Origin of the sequence: Clostridium cylindrosporum DSM 605 (assembly GCF_001047375.1) — a bacterium.
GTDB classification, from domain to species: Bacteria; Bacillota; Clostridia; order Clostridiales; family Caloramatoraceae; genus Clostridium_AB; species Clostridium_AB cylindrosporum.
In genome coordinates this window covers 17446-44201 of record NZ_LFVU01000005.1, presented here as the reverse complement: position 1 = coordinate 44201, position 26756 = coordinate 17446, and the positions used below count along the sequence as shown (strand labels likewise).

At 31.5% G+C, this 26756-nt stretch carries 26 protein-coding genes and 1 other annotated feature; of the genes, 21 read left to right on the top strand and 5 right to left on the bottom strand.

Translation table 11 applies throughout. The features are described from left to right. Positions 1–99: 99 nt before the first annotated feature. The 11 genes from CLCY_RS03345 to CLCY_RS03295 all read left to right on the top strand — a co-directional run bounded on the left by CLCY_RS03345 (position 100) and on the right by CLCY_RS03295 (position 13012). Entirely contained in the window at positions 100–1533 is a 1434-nt protein-coding gene (locus CLCY_RS03345) for a PQQ-dependent sugar dehydrogenase family protein (RefSeq protein WP_048569729.1), read from the top strand. Between the two features lie 82 nt (positions 1534–1615). Further along, positions 1616–2371: a zinc dependent phospholipase C family protein gene (locus tag CLCY_RS03340; protein WP_048569728.1), complete on the top strand. Its 756-nt coding sequence runs from the start codon at positions 1616–1618 to the stop codon at positions 2369–2371. A 102-nt stretch (positions 2372–2473) separates the two neighbouring features. Next, positions 2474–3055 carry a flavin reductase family protein gene (locus CLCY_RS03335; RefSeq protein WP_048569727.1) on the top strand — a complete coding sequence of 194 codons (582 nt, stop codon included), beginning with the start codon at positions 2474–2476 and terminating at the stop codon, positions 3053–3055. Between the two features lie 63 nt (positions 3056–3118). Beyond that, positions 3119–3658, top strand: a complete 540-nt coding sequence (locus CLCY_RS03330) for a hypothetical protein (RefSeq protein WP_048569726.1) — start codon at positions 3119–3121, stop codon at positions 3656–3658. Further along, positions 3633–5315 carry a B12-binding domain-containing radical SAM protein gene (locus CLCY_RS03325; RefSeq protein WP_048569725.1) on the top strand — a complete coding sequence of 561 codons (1683 nt, stop codon included), beginning with the start codon at positions 3633–3635 and terminating at the stop codon, positions 5313–5315. Before CLCY_RS03330 ends, CLCY_RS03325 begins: the two co-directional genes overlap by 26 nt. An 87-nt stretch (positions 5316–5402) precedes the next feature. Then, positions 5403–5665 (top strand) — a binding site (T-box leader). Between the two features lie 79 nt (positions 5666–5744). Next, positions 5745–5969 carry an ACT domain-containing protein gene (locus tag CLCY_RS03320; RefSeq protein WP_048569724.1) on the top strand — a complete coding sequence of 75 codons (225 nt, stop codon included), beginning with the start codon at positions 5745–5747 and terminating at the stop codon, positions 5967–5969. 34 nt (positions 5970–6003) lie between these two features. After that, positions 6004–7659, top strand: a complete 1656-nt coding sequence (gene ilvD / locus CLCY_RS03315) for a dihydroxy-acid dehydratase (protein WP_048569723.1) — start codon at positions 6004–6006, stop codon at positions 7657–7659. A gap of 11 nt (positions 7660–7670) precedes the next feature. Next, complete coding sequence (ilvB, locus tag CLCY_RS03310; protein WP_152668085.1) at positions 7671–9326, top strand: biosynthetic-type acetolactate synthase large subunit; 1656 nt, start codon at positions 7671–7673, stop codon at positions 9324–9326. 34 nt (positions 9327–9360) lie between these two features. Beyond that, positions 9361–10599 carry a threonine ammonia-lyase gene (gene ilvA / locus CLCY_RS03305; protein ID WP_048569721.1) on the top strand — a complete coding sequence of 413 codons (1239 nt, stop codon included), beginning with the start codon at positions 9361–9363 and terminating at the stop codon, positions 10597–10599. Between the two features lie 493 nt (positions 10600–11092). Further along, positions 11093–11848 (top strand): acyl-CoA dehydratase activase, encoded by a 756-nt coding sequence (locus tag CLCY_RS03300; protein WP_048569720.1) that lies wholly within the window; start codon positions 11093–11095, stop codon positions 11846–11848. 18 nt (positions 11849–11866) lie between these two features. Continuing rightward, a complete protein-coding gene (locus CLCY_RS03295) occupies positions 11867–13012 on the top strand; it encodes a double-cubane-cluster-containing anaerobic reductase (RefSeq protein WP_200899962.1) in 1146 nt (381 codons plus the stop codon). A 97-nt stretch (positions 13013–13109) separates the two neighbouring features. On the opposite strand, the gene CLCY_RS03290 is transcribed toward CLCY_RS03295, so the two are convergent. Continuing rightward, complete coding sequence (locus CLCY_RS03290) at positions 13110–13610, bottom strand: MogA/MoaB family molybdenum cofactor biosynthesis protein (RefSeq protein ID WP_082141686.1); 501 nt, start codon at positions 13608–13610, stop codon at positions 13110–13112. 275 nt (positions 13611–13885) lie between these two features. On the opposite strand from CLCY_RS03290, the gene CLCY_RS03285 reads away from it, so the two are divergent. The 6 genes from CLCY_RS03285 (at position 13886) to CLCY_RS03260 (ending at position 19813) form a co-directional block, all read left to right on the top strand. Then, a complete protein-coding gene (locus tag CLCY_RS03285; RefSeq protein ID WP_048569717.1) occupies positions 13886–15076 on the top strand; it encodes a molybdopterin molybdotransferase MoeA in 1191 nt (396 codons plus the stop codon). Positions 15077–15080: 4 nt separating this feature from the next. Beyond that, positions 15081–16976 carry a molybdopterin biosynthesis protein gene (locus CLCY_RS03280; protein ID WP_048569716.1) on the top strand — a complete coding sequence of 632 codons (1896 nt, stop codon included), beginning with the start codon at positions 15081–15083 and terminating at the stop codon, positions 16974–16976. A 3-nt stretch (positions 16977–16979) separates the two neighbouring features. Further along, positions 16980–17930 carry a GTP 3',8-cyclase MoaA gene (moaA, locus tag CLCY_RS03275; protein WP_048569715.1) on the top strand — a complete coding sequence of 317 codons (951 nt, stop codon included), beginning with the start codon at positions 16980–16982 and terminating at the stop codon, positions 17928–17930. Positions 17931–17933: 3 nt separating this feature from the next. Continuing rightward, positions 17934–18410: a cyclic pyranopterin monophosphate synthase MoaC gene (gene moaC, locus CLCY_RS03270; RefSeq protein ID WP_048569714.1), complete on the top strand. Its 477-nt coding sequence runs from the start codon at positions 17934–17936 to the stop codon at positions 18408–18410. Between the two features lie 2 nt (positions 18411–18412). Next, the gene (locus CLCY_RS03265; protein WP_048569713.1) at positions 18413–18847 is read left to right on the top strand and encodes an MOSC domain-containing protein; all 435 of its coding nucleotides are present in this window, start codon (positions 18413–18415) and stop codon (positions 18845–18847) included. Positions 18848–19162: 315 nt separating this feature from the next. Continuing rightward, on the top strand, positions 19163–19813 hold the full coding sequence (locus CLCY_RS03260; RefSeq protein WP_048569712.1) for a GntR family transcriptional regulator: 651 nt from the start codon (positions 19163–19165) through the stop codon (positions 19811–19813). Positions 19814–19831: 18 nt separating this feature from the next. Here the strand turns inward: CLCY_RS03260 and CLCY_RS03255 are convergent, their stop codons facing one another. Next, complete coding sequence (locus CLCY_RS03255) at positions 19832–20902, bottom strand: hypothetical protein (protein WP_048569711.1); 1071 nt, start codon at positions 20900–20902, stop codon at positions 19832–19834. A gap of 152 nt (positions 20903–21054) precedes the next feature. Between CLCY_RS03255 and CLCY_RS03250 the strand changes: the two genes are divergently transcribed. From CLCY_RS03250 to CLCY_RS03240, 4 genes are all read left to right on the top strand, one after another. After that, positions 21055–21444 carry a hypothetical protein gene (locus CLCY_RS03250; RefSeq protein ID WP_048569710.1) on the top strand — a complete coding sequence of 130 codons (390 nt, stop codon included), beginning with the start codon at positions 21055–21057 and terminating at the stop codon, positions 21442–21444. A gap of 36 nt (positions 21445–21480) precedes the next feature. Beyond that, positions 21481–22035 carry a flavodoxin family protein gene (locus CLCY_RS03245; RefSeq protein ID WP_048569709.1) on the top strand — a complete coding sequence of 185 codons (555 nt, stop codon included), beginning with the start codon at positions 21481–21483 and terminating at the stop codon, positions 22033–22035. A 137-nt stretch (positions 22036–22172) separates the two neighbouring features. Continuing rightward, positions 22173–22346 (top strand): YtxH domain-containing protein, encoded by a 174-nt coding sequence (locus CLCY_RS13585; protein ID WP_152668084.1) that lies wholly within the window; start codon positions 22173–22175, stop codon positions 22344–22346. Between the two features lie 161 nt (positions 22347–22507). After that, entirely contained in the window at positions 22508–23800 is a 1293-nt protein-coding gene (locus CLCY_RS03240) for a helix-turn-helix domain-containing protein (protein WP_048569708.1), read from the top strand. A 178-nt stretch (positions 23801–23978) separates the two neighbouring features. Here the strand turns inward: CLCY_RS03240 and CLCY_RS03235 are convergent, their stop codons facing one another. From CLCY_RS03235 to CLCY_RS03225, 3 genes are read right to left on the bottom strand one after another with little or no spacing between them, the layout of a single operon-like run. Then, entirely contained in the window at positions 23979–24782 is an 804-nt protein-coding gene (locus CLCY_RS03235; RefSeq protein ID WP_048569779.1) for an ABC transporter permease, read from the bottom strand. Between the two features lie 28 nt (positions 24783–24810). After that, positions 24811–25578, bottom strand: coding sequence for an ABC transporter ATP-binding protein (locus tag CLCY_RS03230; protein ID WP_048569707.1), 768 nt, complete (start codon positions 25576–25578; stop codon positions 24811–24813). Between the two features lie 28 nt (positions 25579–25606). After that, positions 25607–26629 carry an ABC transporter substrate-binding protein gene (locus tag CLCY_RS03225; protein WP_048569706.1) on the bottom strand — a complete coding sequence of 341 codons (1023 nt, stop codon included), beginning with the start codon at positions 26627–26629 and terminating at the stop codon, positions 25607–25609. Between the last annotated feature and the right edge of the window lie 127 nt (positions 26630–26756).

The window sequence follows — 26756 nt, the reverse complement described above, 5'->3', positions numbered from 1 at the left end:
ACTCATATAGGAGCTTTGAAATCTTACTGAAAATAAAAGTAAAGATTAGTATTCTTTAGACATATAATATTTTGAAGAAGGAATTGGGAGTGAAGGCGTGTGAAAAGAGTTAAAAGTCTAATAGGCATAGGGATTTCTGTACTTATATGTATTTTAACCCTAAATCTTTTGAATATTAGTTTTTATAAGAAGGATAATAATGAGAAGGTAAAAGTGCTTAAGGGTTATAAATCAAGTGTAGCTGTTAAGGGCTTAAAGAATCCATCATCAATTTGCTTTGATGAAAGTGGGAACATGTACATAGGAGAAAATGAAGGAAGTAAAGGGAAAGTTTCTATATATACTACTAAGGGTGAGTATAGGGAAATTATTAAAGGACTTAATTCACCAATAGGATATGTGAAAATGGAAAAGGGAGTTTTATACATATCACATAAGGGAAAGGTATCTAAATATAAAGACGGAAAGTTAACTGATGTTGTGAACAACCTTCCAAGTCATGGAGATTATTCAAACAACGGTGTTTCTATAGGATATGATGAAATGATATATATTGCTCAAGGAAGTGCTACGAACTCAGGTGTTGTAGGACTAGATAATTATGAAAGAGGATGGCTTCGTGATAACCCATATCTTCATGATATTCCATCAACTGAAATGGTTCTTAAGGGAAATAACTTCAAAACGCTTAATCCATTTACAGAGGATAAAAATGATGTAGCATCTACAAATGGTTTTCTTCCTTTTAATACACCGGCTAGGATAAATGACCATGTTAAAGGAAGTGAAATATCTAATGCTTCAATTATAAGGGCGAATAAAGATGGTTCATATGTTGAAATGTTTGCATTTGGAATTCGTAACCCTAAAAATATGATTAATTTATCAGATGGAAGTGTTCTTGTTACTGTTCAAGGTATGGAAAATAGAGGATCAAGACCAATAGCTAATGGAAAAGATTACATATATAAGCTTGGGAAAGGTGAATATGCAGGATGGCCTGATTTTGAAGGTGGAGAGGAAGTTACTAATAGGAAGTTTAGAGTAGAAGGAAAAAATCAACCTCTACCTCTTACATACTATGTAAAAGGAGAGGTTGCAAAGCCACTTATTACATTCGGGGAAAGTGGTAGAATAGGTTATATGGATATATCGAAGGATGAAGATTTCGGGTTTAAAGGACAACTTCTAGTTCCCTTTGCTAAGGGAGGTAAAGAAGCTGCAAAAATTTTAGTAGTTAATCCAAAGGATAAATCTACCCAAGAACTTATAGTAAACGTTAATGGAGGAGAGACACTTAAGAATCCGTCTCAATGTATATTCTCTCCAATTGGTGGACTTTATATACTAGAATCTACAAATGGAACAGTGTTAAAAATTGACAAGGAAAAGGCTGTAAATGAAGGTATATTACCTACAAGTGTACCTATTGAATATGTAATTTTATCAGGAACGATTATACTTTCACTAGTTATACTAATTTTCATAAAAATGGGCAAGAATAATAGTGAGAAAGAAAAACAACAGAAATAACATAATATAATGTTTTTCTTAATTACAACTTAACAATTATAGTTTAAAATAAAGATATAAAAAGAATAAGGAATGATAATTGATGAAAACTATAGAAAAATCATATTCTTTTGTTTTTAAAAACGTACTAAGAGCAGTTAATCCATTAAAGAAAAAGGTAATGACAACTGAATGTGAAGTACACCAGTTTATAAATAATCAAGCACTTCACATCCTTAGGAGCGACGGATTTGAAGAAGAATATGCCTTGTTTTCTAATTATATAGAAGATATTAATAGTGGGGGTATATGGGCTGACCAAGACTTTAAAAGTAGTAACCACTTTTATAATCCTTATAATTGCAAGGGTCTTTATGGAAATAGTAATGCTATGAGAGAGTGTATATTATACTATACTAAAGCTCTTAACTCTTATTTTAAAGGCAATATTAAGAATTCCATGTTTTATCTAGGGGCTGTAAACCATCTTATTCAGGATATGACAGTGCCTCAACACGTTAACCTAAAACTACTCGACAATCATAGAAAGTATGAGCTTTGGGTTATTGAGGAGTATACAAAGCACGATATATTTAAAAGTTATAATGATGGAATATACCTAGATACAATTAAAGAGTTTATAGATTTTAATAGTAAAAGTGCTATTAAAACATACGAAAGGCACGAAAATGAGCCTAATTCTTGTAAAAAGTTTTATAATATTACCTGTGTACAACTTGTAATTGCACAAAAGACAACAGCAGGAATTATGAAAAAGTTTCATAAAGACATTTTAAAAATAAAAAGAGATATAATAAATAGAGATAATATAATAAATAAAATCGGAACTAAATTGTAAATTGTTATATTGTAATAATAAGCATCCTTATTAGTTAAATAATTAAGGATGCTTTTTTTAATTTAGTGTTTTATGTATAATATTATTTAGGAGGGATGAAGAATGACAAAACTAACGTGGAAACCAGGAACAATGCTTTATCCAGTACCAGCTGTTATGATTAGCTGCAAAAATGAAGATGTTGATAATATAATTACTGTTGCATGGGCAGGAACTGTATGTACCAATCCTGCAATGGTATCGATATCAGTAAGACCTAGTAGATATTCTCATGAATTAATAAAGAAGTCAGGAGAATTTATTATTAATCTTCCAGGAGAGAATCTTGCATACCATACAGATTTTTGTGGTGTTAAATCTGGACGAGATATAGATAAATTTAAACACCTAAATCTTACTAAAAAAATGGGTACAAAGGTTAACGTGCCTATGATAGAGGAGTGTCCGGTAAATATAGAATGTAAGGTGAAAGATATTATAAGTCTTGGTTCACATGACATGTTTCTTGCAGAGGTTTTAGCTGTAAATGTTAATGAGAATTTATTAGATGAAAATGACAAATTAAATCTAGATAAAGCAAATCTTATCTGTTATAGTCACGGAGAATACTGTAAGGTGTCTAAACCACTTGGAAAGTTTGGATTTTCAGTAAAAAAACCAGACAAAAAGGGGAAGAAAAAATAGAGGAAGCTTCTCTTAAATGAAGAACCTATACCTTAAGTCTTATTTTGATTTGAGGTGGTATTAATGGCGAGAGTAACTATAAATTTAAGAGATTTTGAACTTAAAGGAAATATTTTAGATATTTCAGCTAAAGGAAGTTTTATAATTCCTGAAATGATTGAAACCTATAGGAAGGACAAAATAGACAAGGAATTTCTAGAATGTGAGGACGAAATTGCCTGCACAGCATCTGTCTATAATAGTGCTGTGGCTATTTTGTCCTTTAATTCTATTATGGGCAAAAAAAGACTAGAGAAAATACTAATAGATATAAAAAAGAGTTTGATAAAAGATGGCAAACTTGTTATATGCGATCTTAACATTGGAGCTTTTTCACTACCTAATGTATATACTATAATGTTAAAGCTACCAGGTGAAAAAATCATGAAAATGAAATATACACTTGGAATTAATCCATTTAGGCTTAAATTTAAGGATATAGTAGAATCCATAGAGAATGTTGGATTTCAAGTAGTGAAAAAAATAGTTGATAAGGGCGTGTATTATATAGAATGCGAGAAGGCACAGGAGGCTGAAAATGAGGGTAACGTTAGCGTCACTTAATTCGAAATATGTACACTCTAATCTTGCTATAAGATATATAAAAGCTTTTTCAACCTCATATAGTATTGATTTATATGAGGCCACTATAAATGAAAATGCAATGGATATAGCACTTAAAATATATGAGGCAAGGCCTGAGGTCATAGGTTTTTCTTGCTATATATGGAATGTTGAAAGTACATTAAAAGTATGTAGTACATTAAAAAGTCTTGATAAGAATATAAAAATTATTCTTGGGGGACCTGAGATTACACATAATCCATATATATATTTAGATAAATATGAATTTATTGACTATGTAATTGCAGGGGAAGGGGAAATATCATTTAACCTGCTTTTAAAGCATATTGATGGAAAAGTTGATATAGGAACAATTGAAGGTGTTTATTATAGAGATAATGGAAATATAAGAGGGAGAGAGCCGGTTATTATAGAGCCTCTTGATGTTCTTGAATTCCCATATAAAGATAAAAAAGATTTACCAAGTAATATTGTTTATTATGAGGCATCTAGAGGATGTCCATTTAGTTGCAAGTACTGTTTATCCTCTGTTATAAGAGGTATTAGATTATTTCCTATAGGAAGAGTTAAGGATGAACTTGAGTTTTTTATAGAAAATAATGTTAAGCTTGTTAAATTCGTAGACAGAACATTTAATGCTAATAAAAAATTCGCTATGGAGATTTGGAAGTTCCTAATAGAGAGAAAGGGAAATACAGTTTTTCATTTCGAAATTGCAGCAGATCTACTAGATGATGAAATGATTGAACTTTTAAATACAGCACCAAAGGGAATGTTTCAATTTGAAATAGGTGTGCAAAGTACAAACGATGAAATTCTTAAAAATATTAATAGAGTAATGGACTTTGACAAGGTTAAGAAGAATGTGGAAAAGGTAATTAAAGGGGACAAGATACATTGTCACTTAGATCTTATTGCAGGACTTCCAGGAGAGGATATAAAATCATTTAAGAATTCATTTAATAATTCTATGGAGATTATGCCACATGTTTTACAATTAGGATTTTTAAAAATTCTAAAGGGGTCACCAATGGAAAGAGAAGCAAAAAAGTATGATATGAAGTGGTGTAGCTATCCTCCATATCAAATACTTTCAACATCAACTATGTCATCAATGGATATTATAGAACTATTAGAGATAGAAAAGGTTTTTGAGAATTTCTATAATAGCCATATATTTAGAAGAACAATGTACTATGCACTTGAGAATATATATGATAAGTTTACTTTCTTTTGGGAGTTTAAAGAATATCTAAAGGAAAAGGGTTTCTTTACTAGAAGTCTAAATTTAAAGGACAAGTTTATGCTAATACATGAGTTTCTATCACAGGAATATGATGAAAGTGTTATAAGGGATTTACTGCTTCTAGATTTTCTACTTAATACTAAAAAATCAAGTCTTCCAGAATTTCTTATTAAAGAAAATGAAAAAGGACTACGTGAAAAATTGCATAACTCAGAAAAGGACCTTGAAAAGGCTTTCGGTAATTTTCAATATAAAAGACTCTTTGCTGCACAATCATCACTTAAGGTATGTAGTAAAGAAGGCTTATATACCTATGAAAATGGGGATTATGTGCTAGTAGTTAACTTTGACAGTGGAGATTATACTTATCTAAAGCAAGATTTAGGCTAAAGTCGAAAATTTAAGAAATATGAATAAAGCCTATTGACAACCTTCTTTTGTAGAATTATAATTTATTTAAAATTCAGTGATAACAAATAAATGGCAAAGACGGAGAAAAAGATATTCAGTATATTAACTACAGAGAGCTAACAATTTGCTGAAAGTTAGTGTTAATAGGAATATGAAATAATCACTCCTGAGCTTCCTGCTGAAATGTATAGTAAGCAAGGACGTATATCAGCGTTATATGATTAGGGTTCAAGGTGTATATATATAGGGGTGTATTCCTTCGACCTGATAAGAGGTAGATTTTGTCTACAACTAAGGTGGTACCGCGAAGATAGTCCTTCGTCCTTATAAATTTAAATTTATGAGGACGAAGGTTTTTTATTATTCAAATCTAGTGTAAAAATAAAAATAAAATGTATGGTGGTTATTATGGAAAAGGTAGTAAATGTTAATTTTAATCAAGGAATGGACAGCATGGTTAGAGTGCTAAATTACCTAAGAAGAAAAGAAATAGATGTAAAGTCCGTGAATATGGAAAAAGTTAATGGAAATGATATAACTGTTAGCATATCATTTCATGAATCAGTATCAGAGGACAAGATATTAAGTCACTTTAGAAAGCTATATGATGTGAAAGATATACAGATGATGTAAATTTATAAATTAATTAATAAGGGGGATAAAAATAATGAGAAGCGAACTAGCGAAAGCAGGAGTAACTAAAGCACCACATAGATCACTATTTAAGGCATCAGGACTAACTGATGAAGAAATACAAAAGCCATTAATAGGTATTGTAAACTCATTTAATGAAATTGTTCCAGGTCATGTAGAACTTAGACAAATAGCTGATTGCGTTAAAAGAGGAGTACTAATGGAAGGTGGAACACCACTTGAGTTCCCAGCGATTGCAGTATGTGATGGTATTGCAATGAACCATGAAGGAATGAAGTACTCACTAGTTAGTAGAGAGTTAATTGCAGACAGTATAGAAGTTGTAACTAAGGCTCACAGCCTAGACGGACTTGTTTTAATTCCAAGTTGTGATAAGGTTGTTCCGGGGATGCTTATGGCAGCTGCTAGACTTGATATACCATGTATCGTAGTAAGTGGAGGACCGATGTTAGCAGGTGATTTCAATGGAGAGGCAGTAGACCTTTCAACTGTTTTTGAAGCTGTTGGTAAGGTGTCAGCAGGAAGCATGACTGAAGCTGAACTTTGTGAACTTGAAAACTGTGCATGTCCTACATGTGGATCTTGTTCAGGTATGTTTACAGCGAATTCAATGGCTTGTATGACAGAAGTTCTTGGAATGGCACTTGATGGAAATGCAACAATTCCAGCTGTATTTGCAGAAAGAAAGAGACTAGCTAAGAAAACAGGAATGCAAATTATGAAGCTTGTTAATGAAAACATAACTGCAAGAGATATTATGACAGAGGATGCATTCCACAATGCATTATCAGTTGATATGGCACTAGGATGTTCTACAAATACAGTACTTCACTTAACAGCTATAGCAAATGAAGCAGGGGTTAATGTTGACCTTGATAGAATAAATGAAATCAGTAATAAAACTCCTAACCTATGTAAGTTAGCACCAGCAGGTCCTTACCATATGGAAGACCTTTATAAAGCTGGAGGAGTACTTGCTGTTGCAAAGGAACTTTCAAAGAAGGGTCTTTTAAAGCTTAACTCTACAACATGCACAGGACAAAGCATGGAAGAAGTACTTGAAGCTAAAAATAGAAAAGGTGATAAGGTTATTGCAGACATTGAAAAGCCATATGGAACAACAGGTGGTATAAAGGTTCTAAGAGGAAATGTAGCAATCGACGGAGCTGTTGTTAAGCAATCAGCTGTTGCACCAGAAATGCTTAAGGTAACAGCAAATGCAAAGGTTTATAATTCAGAAGAAGAATCAGTTGAAGCAATTCTAAATGGTGAAATAGTTGCAGGAGATGTTGTTGTTATAAGATATGAAGGGCCTAAAGGTGGACCTGGTATGAGAGAAATGTTAACTCCAACAGCTGCACTTGCAGGTAGAGGACTTGATAAGGCAGTATCTTTAATTACAGACGGTAGATTCTCAGGTGCTACAAGAGGAGCAGCTATAGGACACGTTTCACCGGAAGCTGCTGAAGGTGGAGTTATAGGTCTTGTTGAAAATGGAGATAAGATTGAAATAGATATACCAAATGGAGTATTAAACCTATTAGTAAGTGATGAAGAACTAGAAAATAGACGTAAGAATCAAGTTATCAAGAAAAAGGAACTTTCAGGGTACCTTAAAAAATATGCAAAGATAGTAAGCTCAGCATCTAAAGGCGCTATTTGCGATTAGGAGTGATGAAGATGAAAGGATCAGAATTACTTCTTAAGTGTTTGAAACATAATGGCGTTGATACTATATTTGGGTATCCAGGAGGTTCTGTAATACCTCTTTATGATGCTCTATATGAAGATAATCATTTTAATCATATTAGAACTGCACATGAGCAGGGAGCAACACATGCAGCTGATGGATATTCAAGAAGCACAGGGAAGGTGGGGGTTTGTATAGTAACCTCCGGCCCTGGAGCAACTAATACTGTTACAGGTATAGCTTCAGCTTATATGGACTCTGTTCCAATGGTAGTAATTACAGGTCAAGTTACTAGAGACCTTCTTGGACGTGATTCTTTTCAAGAGGTAGACATAACAGGAATAACTTTTTCCATTACTAAACATAGCTATATAGTAAGAGATGTTAAGGAACTTCCAGAGATTGTTGATAAGGCTTTTGAAATAGCTACTGAGGGAAGACCAGGACCTGTTCTTATAGATATACCAAAGGATATATTTACATCTATCATAGAGGATGATTTCCAGTATGAAGGTAATCCTTTATGTAAATGTGAAAGTTCTATTGATGAAGAAAAACTAGCTATGGTTATAGAGGCAATTAATAATAGTAAAAAACCTATGATCTACGCAGGTGGAGGAGTTAAAAAATCAGGAGTTAGCGAGATGTTAACTAAATTTGCTGAGAAAATTGACTCACCGGTAGTTAGTACTGTTATGGGACTTGGAGCTATTTCAAGAGAAAATCCACTATCACTTGGAATGGTTGGTATGCATGGTTTTAAAGAGAATAACTTAGCTGTTAGTAATTGTGACCTTTTAATAGGCATAGGAGCTAGATTTAGTGATAGAGTTATTGGAGATCCAAATAACTTTGCAACGAATGCTAAGGTTATTCATCTTGATATAGATTCAAGTGAGATAAGCAAGAACATAGAGTCTTCTATATCTGTTATAGGGGACCTTAGGGAAATGTTATCTAAGGTAATCAAAGGTGTAGATAAGAAGGACTGTTCTACTTGGAGAGAAGAAATAGAGAACAATAAAGATGAAAATAAAGTAGATGAAAATCAGTTCCATCCAACAAATATACTTAAGCTTTTCAATGAAAAGTTTAATAAAGATACATTTGTTGCAACAGATGTTGGACAACATCAAATGTGGACTGCACAGCATTGGAAATTTAATTTTCCAAATAGCTTTATTACAAGTGGTGGACTTGGGACAATGGGATTTGGACTTGGGGCTGCAATAGGTGCTAAGGCTGGAAATCCTGATAAAAAGGTAGTTTTGGTAACAGGAGACGGAAGTTTTAGAATGAACTGTAACGAGATGTTTACACTATCTAGATATAATCTGCCTGTAATAATACTACTTCTTAATAACTGTGCACTTGGAATGGTAAGACAGTGGCAAAGAATGTTCTTTAATGAAAGATTTTCACAAACAGATATGGATAATTGTGTAGACTATGTAAATCTATCTAAATCATTTGGAGTAGATGCATATAGTGCAGAGAGTATAGATGAACTTAAAGAGATACTGTCTAAGGATGAGGTATTTGAAGGACCAGTATTAATAGAATGTAAGATATGTAAGGATGAAAATGTATATCCAATAGTTCCTCCTGGAAAGGCCATAGAAAGCCCTATACTTAGCTGGGAGTAATTTGCAAATTAAAAGGTTTTAGGGGGTTTTTAGAATGAAATGTGAAGTCGTAGGATATGATGATACAGTTGAAGTCAGTTTTGAGGACGTATTAAAAGCGAAGAAAGTTTTAGATGGGGTTATTAATAATACTAAGCTTATTTACAGCATGGATTTTAGTAAGGAATATGGTAATGATATATACATTAAACCTGAAAACCTTCAAATAACAGGGTCATTTAAGATTAGAGGAGCTTATAATAAAGTTAATAGTTTAACTGATGAACAAAAGGATAGAGGACTAATAGCTTCTTCAGCAGGAAATCATGCACAGGGAGTTGCATATGCTGCAAATAAGCTTGGAATAAAGGCAACGATTGTAATGCCTAAAACTACACCTCTTGTAAAAGTTGAAGCTACAAAGAAGTTCGGTGCAAATGTTGTCTTAACTGGTGATTGCTATGACGAAGCATATGCAGAGGCTAAAAGACTAGAATCTGAAGAAGGATATACTTTCTTACATCCTTTTAATGATAGGGAAGTTATGGCAGGTCAAGGAACTGTAGCACTTGAAATACTAGAAGAGCTTAAAGATGTAGATATTATATTAGTTCCAATAGGTGGCGGGGGCCTTATAAGTGGAGTTGCTGTTGCTGCTAAGAGCATTAATAGTAATATTAAGGTTATAGGTGTTGAAGCTATAGGTGCTATGGCTATGAAAGAATCTGTTGATAAGGGTGAACTTATATCACTTTCAAAGGTAGATACAATAGCAGATGGAAGTGCGGTTAAGTGTCCAGGGGATAAAACATTTGAGGTTGTTAAAAAATACGTAGACGAAATAATTACAGTTAATGATTTTGAACTATCAGAAATGGTTTATACCCTTATGGAAAAGCATAAGATGGTTTGTGAGGCTACAGGTGCATTATCACTTGCAGCACTTAAAAAGCTTGATGTAACAGGGAAAAAGGTAGTATCAATTGTAAGTGGTGGAAATATTGATGTAGTAACGATTTCAGAACTACTTAACAGAGGTCTACTTTTCAAGGGAAGAATGTTCTGTTTCTCTGTTAAGCTTCAAGATACCCCAGGTGAGCTTTTAAGAATTGCTCAAATACTAGCAGATTGCAACGCTAATGTTATTAAGCTTGAGCATAACCAATTTAAAGCAATAGATAGATTAAGACAGGTATTACTTGAAATAACTGTTGAAACAAATGGACATGACCACATAAATGAGATTATAGCTTCACTTAATAAGCAAGGTTATAGTATAGATAAAATATATTAATATAAATATTTAAAGGTAGAGATTGACTGATCTCTACCTTTTTTATAAGAAAATAAAAAGAAGTTATCGAAAGAGATAACTTCTATCAGAAATGGAATGTATATGCTAAAGGGGTATTTAGCATAAATAAATAGTTTTATTCGTGGGAAATGTTTAAAACTATACTTTAATCATATCACTAATATATTAAGAAAGTATTTATTATATATTAAAAAAAAGTTGCAAGTGTAAAAGAAAAGTGTACAAAATGAACAAATGGAAAACATTAGCTTATAAGTTGATTGTAATTAGAAATTATTTTGTAGAAAAGTCTAGTTTAAATATATAAATATGTATTATTTTGTATAGGAATATACTATATGTAAACTTGATGATATTGTAATTTTCTATATAACTACGGAATGTGTGGAATTTTTACTTAGATATTGAGAGAATATATATAGAAAGATTTATGTTTGTAATTAACATAATTAAAATGCTACAGGGGGAAGAAATGTATAAAGTAGGAATTGATATAGGGTCTACATCTTGTAAGGTAATAGTTTTGAAGAATGAGGAAATAATTCATAAGATAATAAAGCCAACAGGCTGGAGTAGTGTTGAAACAGCAAACTCTGTTAAAGATGAACTTGAAGAGATGGGAATAAATAAGGATAATGCTTACTTTGTATCAACAGGATATGGAAGAGTAAGTGTTCCATTTGCAGATAAAAAGATAACAGAAATAACTTGTCATGGGGTAGGAGCAGCGCATATGTTTGGTGAAGACGGTGTTGTTCTTGATATAGGTGGACAAGATACTAAGGTTATTACTATAGAAGGTGGAAAGGTTCAAGACTTTCTAATGAATGATAAATGCTCAGCAGGAACAGGTAGATTCTTAGAGGTCATGGCAAATATCCTAGGCCTTGATATTATAGAGCTTTCTAGGCTTTCTATAGAAGGGGAAGGTACATTTATAAGTTCTATGTGTACTGTATTTGCAGAATCAGAGGTTATTAGTTTAATTGGTTCAGGAGCTAGGAAAGAAGATATAGCATTTGCAGTTATAGATTCTATAGCAAGCAAGGTTAAAACTATATGTCATAAACACAATAAGGTTAGTAAATATTTCTTAACAGGTGGACTGTGTGAGAATGTTTATTTTATAAAGCAGCTATCTAAGAAGCTTGATGCAGAGGTTGAAACATCACCTCTTGGTAGATTTGCAGGTGCACTTGGAGCAGCATTACTTGGGAAAGATAAATAATTTAGTTTGGGGGTTTTGATTATGGAAATGCCAAAGGAATTTGAAAGCTTTGCAGAAGCTAGAAAAAATAACTTTTTAAATGTTAAGGCTGCAAAGGATGCAGGGAAAAAAGTAGTAGGGACTTATTGTACTTATACTCCTTGGGAAATAATTGACGCAGCAGGGGCAATGCCTATAAGTGTATGTTCAGTAAGTGATGAAACAGTAGAGGATGCTGAAAAGCATCTGCCAAAGAATCTTTGTCCACTTATTAAGGCATCATATGGCTTTGCTATCACTGATAAGTGTCCTTTCATATATTTTGCTGACATGATTGTTGGGGAAACAACATGTGATGGAAAGAAAAAGATGTACGAGCTTCTAGGAGAAATAAAAAATGTACATGTAATGCAACTTCCACATAGACAAAATGACCCAGTTGCTTTAAGCCTATGGAAAGGTGAAATGATAAAGCTTAAGGAAAAGCTTGAAAAGGATTTTGGGGTAGTTATAACAGAAGAGGCTATAAAGAAATCTATAAAGGTTAAAAATGAACAAAGAAACCTTTTAAAAGAAATTTATAGTCTATCAAAGCTTGATCCGCCTCCAATATCAGGATATGAAATGCATAAGATATTTGATGCTACTAATTTCGTTGTAGATGTAGAGGCTAAAAATAATGAGCTAAGAGAAATGATTTCTGGCCTTCAAGAAGTTGCTGCAACTGGAAATAGTCCTGTATCAAAGGATTCAAAAAGAATACTTATAACAGGTTGCCCATCAGGTGGAGTAGCTGAAAAGGTAGTAAAAACAGTTGAAGAAGTTGGTGGAGTAGTTGTATGCTTTGAAAACTGTAGTGGAATTAAGGAAAAGTGTGTTAATGTAGATGAAACAAAGGATGTATATGATGCACTAGCTGAGAAGTATCTAAGCATTCCATGTTCTGTTATGTCACCTAATACAGGAAGAATGGAGCTTCTAGATGAATTAATTGAAGAATATAAGGTTGATGGAGTTATAGATATAACTCTTCAAGCATGTCATACATACGCTGTAGAAAGCTTTAGCGTAAAGAAAGTATGTAATGAAAATAAAGTTGGATTCATGAACCTTGAAACTAACTACTCATCATCAGATGTTGGACAAGTTAGAACAAGATTAGAAGCATTTATAGAAATGCTATAGTATTTTTAATTATGTAATAGTAAATACCACTTACAAACTAAATTTGTAAGTGGTATTTTAACTTTAAAATTATATATTTAAAAAATTAAATTGAAAACTATATCTTATCATGTGGATGATTTCCACACTCACTATGAAGCCCAAGAAGTATTCCTCTAGCATGATCTAGAACAGGTAACACTATTTCTAAGTGTTCCTTAACTGCTTTTTCACTTCCAGGAAGATTTATTATAATAGAGTTTCCACGTATACCAGCTTTAGCACGAGATAGCATAGCTTTTGGAGTAATCTTTAATGAATGATATCTCATGGCCTCAGGTATTCCAGGTGCTTCTCTTTCAATAACATCCAGTGTTGCCTCTGGTGTTACGTCACGCTTTGAGAATCCTGTTCCACCTGTTGTAAATATAAAATCAAGGTCAAGTGAGCTCATTCTTATAATTTCATTTGCTATTATGTCCCTTTCATCAGGTACAATGGTGTACTCAACAGTTTCACATCCAATAGTTTTTAGCATTTCTTTTATTGCAGGTCCTGAAGTATCCGTACGTAGTCCCTTTGAACCTTTATCACTTACTGTTATAACTCCTGCTTTCATAATTAGTCCTCCTTCTACAATTATGGTTTGTTTATAGGATATTTAGTATAATTAAAGTGTAAAAATGTAAAGAATATAGTTATACTTTAATTATAAAATAAAAAGATTGTCATTTTCTATAGATAAATGTTGTCCATATGCTTTATAAATATATGATTATTTGAGAAATTCATATATACTAATATTATAATTAGTATTTTGACGAAAAAATAATCAAAAATATAAAAGAATTTCGACAATATGATTATACCATAGAGAATATAGTGGAGGAGATTATGTTAAAAGTTATTTCTACCTACGAATTTGAAAAGTTAATTGAAAGTATAAGTGAAGTTGACTCTGAAGAGATAGATATACTAGATTCTCATGGAAGAGTTTTATCTGAAGATATAATATCGAATATCAATATACCAGGTTTTAGAAGATCAGCTGTAGATGGATATGCTGTAAAGTCTAGTAATACCTATATGTGTAGTGAAACTATGCCAGCAATTTTGTCGTTTAAAGAGAATATTGAGATAGGAAAAAAACCTAGTTTAGAATTAGCGGATATGGAGTGTAGTTACGTTCCTACAGGAGGAATGATTCCAGAAGGCGCAGACAGCGTTGTTATGCTTGAAGATGTTGAATTTTTAGGTGACGAAGCCCTTATAAATAAATCAGTATCGACACTTGAGAATGTTGTAGCTGAGGATGAAGACATTAAAAAGGGAAAAGAAGTAATATTAAAGGGCACAACAATAAATTCAACTCACATTGCTATTTTAATATCCCTTGGAATTACTAAGGTAAAGGTTAAAAGGCAAATTAAGGTTGGAATTATATCAACAGGTGATGAGCTTCTTAGTATAGAAGAGAATATAGAAATTCCAAAGATAAAGGATACAAACGGACCATTTCTTACATTTGCATCTAGAGAAGATGGATGTATATCTACACACTATGGAATATTAAAAGATGTTGAAGAGGGTATTTTAAGTGCTGTTAAAAAAGCCTTAAGTGAAAATGATATAGTGTTTTTATCCGGTGGAAGTTCAGCGGGAAATAAGGATTTTAGTGAAAAAACCATGTTAGCCCTTGGAGAGTTAATGTTCCATGGACTTGCAGTAAAGCCAGGAAAACCAACTCTTATGGCTAAATGTGAAGGTAATAAGTATATTGTAGGACTACCAGGACATCCACTTGCTTGCACAATTATTTATAAATTTGTTATTTCAAAATTAATAGATAAAATGTACGGAAGAAGGGCTAATAAAATAGAACAAACTTTAGAATTCGGAGAGAATTACCATAAGGCCCGTGGGCGTGAGGAATATCTTACTGTAACTATTAAAGATGGTATAGCTTATCCTATACATGCTAAATCTTCTGCAATGAGTGTTATGGCTAAATGTGATGGAATAGTTAAAATAGATAGAGATGTTGAAGGATTACAAAAAGGTGACAAAGTAAAGGTTATGAGGTGATAATATGAAGTTATATTTAAATAATACACCCCTAGATGAAGCTATTGAAATAACTAGGGAGGTATGTAGTAAAATTGTTTTAGAAAGTGAGATAGTAGATACTGTTGATGCGCTTTCAAGAATAACTTATAAGGCACATTATGCGAAAATATCCTCACCTCACTTTACAGCAGCAGCAATGGATGGAATAGCTACGCGTTTTGAGTATACATTAAATGCGGATACAAATAATCCAGTTACTTTAAGAGAAGATATGTTTGAGGTTGTTGATACAGGAGACCCGATTAATGAACCATTTGATTGTGTAATAATGAAGGAAGACTTAGTTGAGGATTCTGATGGATATGTTGTTAGGAAGTCCCATGTACCATATCAAAATGTAAGACCTATTGGGGAGGATATTCAATTTGGAGAGATGATAGTACCTAAAAAGAGAAAAATCACTCCACTTGATATATCATCACTACTTGCTTCAAAGATTACAAAAGTTGAGGTATATAAAAACCTTAAAGTTGGGATTATTCCAACAGGTGATGAGATAATAGATTCAAGTAGGGACAATATTCCTTCTAAAGGTGAACTACTAGATTTTAATTCTTGGACGTTTAAAGCGTTAGTTGAATCATATGGGGTTCAGGGAATTCGTTATGACGTTGTAAAGGATAATAAGGATGACCTTAAAGCAGCAGTTATGAAAGCAACTGAGGAATGTGATATGGTTATATTAAATGCAGGATCTTCTAAGGGTAGAGGTGATTATGCTGGAAGTATAATTGAGGATTGTGGAGAGAAGTTCTTCCATGGTATTTCAATTAAACCAGGGAAGCCAGCGAGTCTAGGAATTATTAATGATACACCTATTTTTGGGGTTCCAGGATATCCTGTTTCAGCATTTTTCGTAATAGAAAGCCTTGTAAAAGAAGGTATTAATTCTGCTTTAAATAATATTACAAATATTATAAAGAAAAATCCTAAAATTGATGCATATCTTTCAAGAAAGGTAGTATCTTCACTTAAAAATGATGAGTATATAAGAGTGAAACTTGGTAAGGTTGATGAAAAGGTTATAGCTATACCTGTAGGAAAAGGTGCAGGAACTACAATGTCACTTACCAATGCTGATGGATACTTTATAATTCCAAAGGATGTAGAGGGACTTAAAGCTTCAAGTAAGGTAAATATTAACCTTTTAAGAGAGGACTTTAATCCAGATAATACCCTTGTATCAATTGGGAGTCATGATATTGCTATGGATATTATAGCAGATTACTTTAAAGACTATGGTCTAAACTTTAGTTCAACTCATACAGGAAGTATGGGAGGGATTATGGCATTAAAAAGAGGTGAAACTCACATAGCACCAAGTCATCTACTAGGTGAAAATGGAGTTTATAATATAGAATACTGTGAAAAATATCTTGGAAAATGTGTAATTATAAAATTTTTAAAACGTATTCAAGGATTTATTGTCGAAAAGGGAAATCCTCTAAACATTAGAGATTTCAAGGACTTAGAGAGAGTAAACTTTGTCAACAGACAAAAAGGATCAGGAACTAGAATGCTTCTTGACTACAATATAGAAAAATTCGATGTTAACAAATCACGAATTAAGGGTTATGATAGAGAGGAGATAACCCATCTTTCTGTAGCTGCACAGATTAAAGGTGGTAGTGCAGATTGTGGACTTGGGGTACTCGCTGCAGCAAATATGATGGGATTAGATTTTATTCCCGTTTGTAGTGAAGATTATGATATTATATTAAATAGAGAGATGCTCGAAGATTGTAGAATAAAAACTTTTCTAGAGATAATAACATCAAAGGATTTTAAGGAGAGGTTAAATAAAATTGGTGGTTATGATCTTACAAATGCTGGAGAGGTAGTTGTTTTAGGAGGATAAAATATGCGAGATAACTACAATAGGGATATTGATTATGTTAGAATATCCCTTACGGAAAAATGTAATTTAAAGTGTATTTATTGTATGCCAGAGGGATATGTTCCAAGGGGAGAAGAAGAGATTACAAGAGAAGATGTAAATAAGATATTAGTAACTTTGGCATCAATGGGGATAAAAAAGGTAAGGTTTACAGGTGGAGAACCATTAGTTAGAAATGATATCGTTGATATTATAAAAGATACTAAAAAAATACCTGGAATAAAGGATATAGCAATTACTACTAACGCAGTTTTACTTGATAAAAAAATTTATGACTTAAAGGAAGCAGGACTTACAAGAATAAATATTAGCCTTGATTCACTTAAACCTGAAACTTTTAAGAATATTACAGGTGGAAATGTGGAAGGGATACTTAATGGTATAAAAAAGGCAGTAGAACTAGGAATTTTTGTAAAGCTTAATATGCTTCCTATAAAAGGATATAATGATAATGAGATTGAAGATTTTATAAATTTAACTAAGGATATGCCTATAGATGTAAGGTTTATTGAGCTTATGCCAATGGGTCCTGCAAAGGACTTTAGGGGTATAAAGTCAGATGACATTAAAGATATAATTGTAAAAATGGGTAAGGATTATACTGAAATAGAAAATGAAGGTACTGGACCTGCTATACTTTTTAAATTAGAGGGGCACAAAGGTAGAGTTGGATTTATATCACCTATGTCACATAAATTCTGTCATCTTTGTAACAGAATTAGAATAACAAGTGATAAAAAACTTAAAACTTGTCTTCATAATCTAGGTGAAGTTGATCTTGGACCATTTATAAATGATTCAGATGCTCTTAAAGAAGTACTAAATCAAGGTATACTGAAAAAATATGAAAAACATACACTTGATACAGATAATATAAGTAAAAGTGGAAGAGAAATGGTAAGAATAGGAGGATAACCTATGGAATTTACTCACTTTAATAAAGAGGGTCGAGCTAAAATGGTTGATGTTGGTGAAAAAGATGACACAAGCAGAGTAGCTGTGGCTTCTTGCTACATTGAAATGAAAAAAGAAACATTAAATGCTATAATAGAAGGACAGATAAAAAAGGGAGATGTACTAGCAGTTGCTCAAGTTGGGGGAATAATGGCTAGTAAAAAAACATCAGATCTTATACCAATGTGTCATAATATCTTTCTTACAGGATGTAATATAGAATTTGAAATAGATAAGGATAGCAGTAGAATTCATATTACAGCTGAAGTTAAAACAACAGGAAAAACAGGTGTTGAAATGGAGGCATTAACAGCTGCTTCAACAACTGCATTAACAATATATGATATGTGTAAAGCTATAGATAGAGAAATGATAATAGGTGACATTAAGCTTCTTGAGAAAAAGGGAGGCAAATCAGGACATTTTATTAGGAGGGATTAGCATTGGCTAAAGTAGTTGCAGTTAATATTAGTGAAAGAAAAGGTGTTGTAAAAAAACCAGTAGATCAAATTAAGTTAATAGAGGAACATGGTATCGAATCAGATGCACATGCAGGAAAATGGCATAGACAAGTTAGTTTTCTAGCTGTTGAAAGTATTGATAAAATGAAAAAGCAAGGTATTGACCATCTTGATTATGGTGTATTTGCTGAAAATATAACAACTGAAGGAATAGAACTTTATACACTACCTGTTGGAACAAAGCTTAAGGTAGGGGAAACTTTATTAGAAATAACACAAATAGGAAAAGAATGCCATCATGGTTGTGAAATTAGACAGCTTGTAGGTGATTGTGTAATGCCTAGAGAAGGTATTTTTGGAATAGTTCTAAAAGGTGGAATCGTTAAGGCAGATGACGAAATAACTATAGTGGAATAATTTTTTCATATAATATATTTGAAAGTGTTAAAGAACTTCTATTAAAAATAGAGGTTCTTTAATCATGTAAAGAATTATATGAAATTTTTACTATAAGCCCTTAGAAGTGACAGATTATATATTAAAAGGTGTATAATCCACCTGTTCCAATGAAAAAAGTAGTAAATTTAATATATATTAATTAATTTTTATATATTTGTGATTATATTCAGTTAAGTTGTACTATGTGGTTAATTTGACGAAGTATTTCAGCCACTATATAATATAACCTGTGTAGTATTACATAGTGTTGCAATGTTTAGGGGGCATATTGTTATGAAGGAGTTTAGCTCAAATGATGATAAATACTCATTAAGAGGAAGAGTATATAATAGAGTAAGAGAAAGTATTCTAGATGGAACATATAAGTCAGGAGAAAATCTTATTGAAATGAGACTTGCACAGGAGTTGAATGTTAGCAGAACCCCTGTACGTGAAGCTATTAGGCAGTTAGAACTTGAAGGGCTTGTAGAAAGTATACCTAACAAAGGTGTTATTGTTAAGGGTATAACTCAAAAGGATATGAAGGATATATATAAAATTAGACTTCTTCTAGAAGGACTTGCTGCTAAATGGTCAGTTAATGAAATATCAGATGAAAGTATAAAAGAGCTTCAGGAAACATTTGAATTAATGGAATTTTACACTAACAAAGGCGATATAGAGAATATAGAAAGACTTAATACGAAATTTCACCAAATAATATATGAATCAACAAAAAGTAATGTGTTACTCCACATATTAAAGGATTTTCAAGTGTATGTAAAGCTTGCTAGACATGAGTCACTTGCCATACCAGGAAGAATGAAAGAGTCTTTAAAGGAACATAGTGAAATTTTAGATGCAATTAAGAATAGAGATTATGTACAAGCTGAAAGATATTTAACAAATCACGTTGAAAATTCAAGTAAAAACGTACTGAAATAGAAACAACCATAGGATGACCTATGGTTGTTTTTTTATGCTTTTATATTCATTAACTATTATCTCTAAGAAATCTTTATCATACTTAAGTGGACTTACTGTTTGAAATGATAAATTTTCATATTTTTCTATTGCTTTTGGTATAGAATATTTTTCAACAATTCCATTATTAAAGTCTAAAAGATTTATAATTAATACATTTTTGGCATCTTCCTCAATTGACTCAGTTAAAAGTTTTAGTCCATGTTCTACATTGTCACTAATAAAAACTGAATTTTCATCAACTCCTAAGCTTTGTAATTCGGTTTTTAAATTAAGACCCAGATTATCCTTATCTAATAACAACACTCCATTGAACTTGGACATATCATTTGGTATGTCTCTTAATAAAAATGATGGTTTTAGATTTTTTAGTATAGGAGTTGAAATATTTATATCAATGTTATTTATTTTTAAACTGTCTTTAATTGCAGTAATGTTTCTAGTTGCATAGGGATCCTTTGAAAAATTAAGAATAGTAATATCCTTACATCCATCATTTAAAGAGGAATTAATAGATTCTTTAAGGCTTGGAGTATAGTTTGCATAGGATAAATAAAAATAGTGAGGACCATTTTTAAGAAGTGATTCACTAAAAAGTTTTGATATTTTAATAATGTCCATATTTTTTTTACTTATCTCAATACTTTCATATGATTTTTTTATTTTAAAGCTTTCTATAGGTTTAATTAAATATGGTTTGTTTGATAGAATAGAACCTGAAAAATAGGGCATATACTTCTCCATTTCACCATCTGCATAAAGAATAACCGCTTTTTTATTACTTGAGAGATTATTAATATTTATATCAGAAAGTTCTATTTTTTTAGGCTTAAATACTATAAAGGATACTGTTAAGTAGGCTAAGATTGCTATAAAAGGTAAAGAAATTAATATGTATTTAGATGGTTTTTTTATATATTTTTTTAGAAAAAATACTAGTACTATCCCAATTGTAGGTAGTAATAGTAATATAAAATAATATTCGCTTGGGGCAATTAAAGTAAGTGCAGTAAAGGCACCAAGTAGAATTGATAAAAGTATATAAATCAAATAAAGACCTCCTAAAATTTACTTCTTTATTATATATGATTTTACATATTAAATAATGAAAAATTTATAAAGGTATTTGATTTCTTCTTAATAAATCATAAATAGGGTATAATATAAACAGACTTTTTAAATATTAATTAGGAGTGATATAAATGAAAAAAGATATGATTTTAAGCGTTCTTGAAGCAGAGGGTTTAAGTGAATTTGATGAAATAGAATATAAAAAGGATTTTTTGGTAGTTGATTCTTACTACGTATTTGATAAAGCGGAAATAGAAGCTGCTATAAGCTTTGCAAATGATAATTATAAAGCGGAAAAAGACGATACATGGTATGAAGAATATTATTTTCCATATCTTTATGATATAGCAGGAGATAACATCCAAGAAGTACTTGAAGAACTATCTGAGGATGAAGGAGTAAATGCACAGTTGACTATTTGTGAAATGGATATAAGAAGTAGTGATAGATGTGAATTACTTATAGTTGTATCAAATAATGATTTTGACATGGATAAAGTATTAGAGGATATAGAAAAATAATAAATAAATTTTTACTTTAGGTTTAAGGAGGATAAAATGAAGGCATTAATTTTTACAGGAAATACAAGAAAGCACGGAAAAACAGAAAAGTTATTAAAAAGTTTTGTTGATGGATTAAAGGATTCAGGATGCAGTGTTGAAATTATTGATGCAGTTAAAACAAGAGTAAGCCCATGTACTGGGTGTCTTTCATGTGAGAAAACGGGACAGTGTGTAATTAAGGATGAAATGCAGGAGATATACAATAAAGTAGAAGAAAGTGATATATTAGTTCTTGCATCACCTGTTTATTTTGCATCTGTTACTGCACAGTTAAAGACAATGATAGATAGATTTCAAGCTCTTTTTAGTAGAAGATATATACTAAAAACTAATACTGAAACTAAAAGAAAAGGGTATTTAGTATTTACAGCAGGTCTTACAAATCCAAAGGAAATAGTAGCCATGGAAGTTCTGGCAAAGTTTTTTATGCTTTCATGTAATTCTACATTAGAAGAAATGATATATGCTATGAATACTGACCATGAAGAAATAGCAGAGGAAAAGTTTAAAGAAGCCTATGAGATAGGTAAAAAAGCAGGTACTAAATAAAGTATTATATTTCTACATTAATTTACATATTATTGATTTACAAGGAATAGTTATAAAACTACTTAAAAGTTTCTAGTTTAATAATTTCACTTTTGCATAAAATAAGACTGCACAAACAATAAGGTGAAGTGTTTTTTATGAAGTTAACAAGAGGAATTATGGCTGGAGTTATGTTAGGTGCAGCTGCTGCAGGAATTATGGCTACACCGATGATGAGAACTAGAACAAGAAGAAGAATTGTTAGAACAAGTAGAAGAATGATGAATTCAGCGGGTAGAGCAGTAGGAGATATTGTAGACATTATGAGATAGTCATATTTATTTTGCAATAATGCAGGTTAATATTAACCTGCATTATTTTTATTTCAAAAAAATTACCAGTATTACACTTTAAAGCCTATTTAGACAAAAATAATCAGACGATAAGAAACTAAATGTACAATATATTCGTTAAAATAAAGGAATGAGACAAAGTGGAAATATTATCATTAGGAAGTAAGGTTAAAATTAAGCGGAAAGAAAAAAACATGAAACTAAAAGATTTAGCGGGAGATAGAATTACACCTGGTCAAATAAGTTTAATTGAAACAGGCAAATCTAATCCAAGTGATGATCTTTTAAAGTACTTAGCAGACAAACTAGATACAACGGTTGAATACTTTCTAGAAAGTGAAACAAAGCAAGCAGAAGATGTTTGTAGGTTTTATTCTGATATAGTTGAAAGTTCTCTACAATGTGAAAATTATTTAAGAGCAGAGGAAAACATTGAAAAAGGTTTACACTATGCTATTGAATATAAGGTTGAATCATATCAAGGAATATTTAATTATCAAAAGTCCAACTTAAGCTTACTAAGAGAAGATTATAACAATGCACAAAAGTATGCACTATCAGCACTGGTAATATTCTTGAAAGTTTCCCATGACCCTGATATTATAAAAACCTTTATACTACTTGGAGAATTAGCAATAAAAGTTAAAGAATATAATCTAGCGTATAATTATTATAAGGAAGCAGAAACTAGTTATAATAAATCTGATAGTTCAGATAAACTTCTTAGAATAAAAATTTATTATAAGATAGCAAGATGTTTAAGTAAGTTGTCTGAGCATAGTAAAGCAATAGATTATGCTTTAATGGTTGAAAAGGAAGTTAAAGAACTTGAAGACTACAAAATTTATGCAGATACCTTAATGATTCTTGCAATAGCATTCTGGGAAAGAGGAGAAAAGGAAAAGGCATTAGAGTATGCTGAAAAAGCAAAGTCTATATGCTCTCAAAATAGAGACCTTATATTCATTGCAAATGTTGAGGAAGATGTAGGGGAATTTTTGATTAATTCACTTAATGTAGAGGATGGTCTTGAACACCTTAAAAGGGCATTAGAAATTAAAAATAGTATTAAGGGAGAAAAGACAGAGGAAACAATCATTAAGATGACAAGTGGATTGATAGAGTGCAGAAAGTACACTGAGGCATTAGACTTAATAGATCATCTAGAAGAGAAGTATGATTTAAATTCTCAAACAAAAATTAAAGTATTTGAATATAAATATAGAATATACAAAGAAATAAACGAAACATCTAAAAGTGAAGAGCAAATACTTAATCTAATTAAGTTCCTTGAATTAGTTGATGAAAAGGAGAAGTTAGTTCATTATTATATGTTAATAGCAAGCTTTTACAATGAAATTGAAGAGGATAAGCTAGCACTTAAGTTTTTTCAAAAGGCTTTTGAAGTTAAAAAAAATCAATATAGTATATAATAAAAAAGAGGCCTTAAAGTATACAGGAATAATACCTATGTCTTTTTAGGCCTTAAAAGTTTTACATTTAGTTTTAGGGTTTAGTGTAAATACACCAGAAACTTTAATTGAGAAAAAATTTAAAACACTTTAAACTTTCAATGCTATTATACAATATTCGACAATTTTATACAAGAATTTATTTAGAGTGCTTCCTTTGAACTAATTTCTCAATAAAAGCAACAGCTTCATACATAAGATATGCAAGAATAGAAAGTATTAGTATACTCATCATAACCATATCAAGTTGGGATACTTGTCCTCCAAAGGTTATTAGAAATCCAAGTCCTTCTTTTCCAGCTATAAACTCTCCAACAATAACACCAACCCATGAAAGTCCAACGTTAATTTTAAGTGCAGATATCATGGTAGGAAAACTTGCAGGAAGTATTACGTATTTTAGTGTTTGATATTTTGATGCACCAAATGTTTTAAGAAGAGTAATTTTATCTTTGTCAACTTCTTGAAATCCTGATAAAACAGATATAATTGTTACAACTAAGGAGATTGTAAGAGCAATAATTATTATTGCTGTAGTACCATTGCCTATCCAAAATATAATAATAGGTCCAAGAGCAATCTTTGGAAGAGCATTTAATACAACTAGATATGGGTCTAAAACTTTACAGGTAAAATCAGACCACCAAAGTACAATAGCGACGGCGATACCTACAATGGTACCAAAAACGAATCCCACTATAGTTTCATATAAAGTTATCCATATATGATGAAATAGGGTTCCATCATTGTAAAAGTTAGCCATAGTTTTAATTACCTTAGTAGGTTGACTTACAAGAAATGGGTCAATGATTTTGTAAGTTGCAAGAACTTCCCATAGTACGAAAAATAAAACTAAAATTGTAATCTGGGTAAAAAGTATTAACCTTTTTTTAAATTTAACCTTTCTTACATATTCTATATGCTCATCAGAATATGTTGACATGTTAAGAGCATATTTATTCTTTGAATTATCATACATGAATATCCAGCTCCCTCCATATAGCATTAAAATATTCCTTGAATTCAGGAGCCTCTCTAGAAGAAAGGGGAGTTTTGTTTTCTATAGAAAATTTAATTTCATATATATTCTTTACACTTGCAGGTCTCTTTGAAAGAACGATAACTCTATCAGACATACTTACTGCTTCAGAAATATCATGTGTAACCATAATAGAAGTTTTCTTTTCTTCCTTTATAATTTTATAAATTTCATTGGATACTGAAAGTCTTGTTTGGTAATCAATTGCAGAAAATGGTTCATCAAGTAAAAGAAGCTTAGGATCAAGTGCAAGTGTTCTAATTAACGCAGCCCTTTGTCTCATGCCACCTGAAAGTTGACTAGGATAATAATCTTTAAATCCTGCAAGACCATACTTAAGAAGCATTTGATTTATTTTATCTAGGTTTTCAAAGGTTACTGAATTCTGCACCTCAAGGCCTAGTTTAATGTTTTGATAAATAGTTCTCCATTCAAATAGGTGGTCTTTTTGAAGCATATATCCTATTTTATTATTTGGTGAAGGGATTATACTTTTACCGTCAAGAATTATTTCACCACTAGAAATAGGAACAAGTCCTGCAATTGCAGAAAGAACAGTTGATTTGCCACAGCCAGATGGTCCTACAATACTTATAAATTCACCATCTCTTATATTTAGATTTAGATTTTTTACTGCTTCCGTTTCCCCATCAAGTGTGTGATAAGTTATACAAAGATCTTTAATTTGTAGTTTGTCCATTATATCCCCCCCTGTATCATAAGTTATATTATTTTATAGATTTTACTGTCTTATTAGCAAACTCATTTGTTGATATTTTTTCTATTGGTGGACGCTTTTTAATTAAATCTTTATTATAACCTTCAATAATATTCATAAGATTATTTAATCCATCACTACTCACATTAGGTGTTTTAGAGAATGCATTTATTTCCTTATATCTATCAATAATTTTAGATAGAACTTCTATGTCAGACCCTGGGAAGAAGTCTATTATTGATTTTGCAACATCCTTAGAAGGCGTTTTTTCCACCCAAAGTTGTCCTTTATAAATAGCGTTTGTAAATCCTTGTATTGTATCTTTATTAGACTTTATATATTCATTAGTTGTAAAAAAACTAGTATAGGCAATATCTCCAGCATCTTTACCAATTGAAGCTACTGTAGTGCCTACCTTTTCTTTTTCAAGTAAACTTCCTGTAGGTTCAAAAGCTGCAATATAGTCACCTGTACCTGATTTAAAAGCACCAGCTGTTGCATTAAATGCAAGATTAGTGATTATTTTAACATCCTTAGCTGGATTGATTCCATTTTTCTTAAGAACATGTTCAAGAGCCATTTGAGGAACACCACCAGGTCTTCCACCTATAATTGTTTTACCTTTAACATTATTCCAGTTAAAGTTTTTATCATTTCTTGCAACTAAAAATGAACCATCTTTCTGTGTTAGTTGTGCAAATACAACTCCATGATCCTCTCTTCCTTGATTATAAAGGTATATTATTTGTTCTGGTCCTGAAAATCCTATATCAGCATTTTTAGATAAAACCTGCTGTGCAGTTTTATCTGCTCCCTGAGCTGTTGAGAGTTCAATTTTTATCCCTTCTTCCTTAAAGAAGCCTTGATTAATAGCAGCATACATAGGTGCATAGAATATTGAACGAACAACCTCACTAAGTCTTACTGTCTTTAAATCTGTTTGGGGCTCTTTCTTCTTAGTACATGACACAAGGAAAGAAAATGAAAAAACTATTACTACCATAAAAGAAATAGTTTTAAAAAATCTTTTCATAAATAAACCTCCTAAAAATTAAAAAAGATTAATTTATAATATGAACAAGTTATGTAATCTGTTACAGTAAAGTTTTATATAAACTTTAAGTAACCTAGTGGTAGTTGACAAATTATATCAAAATATT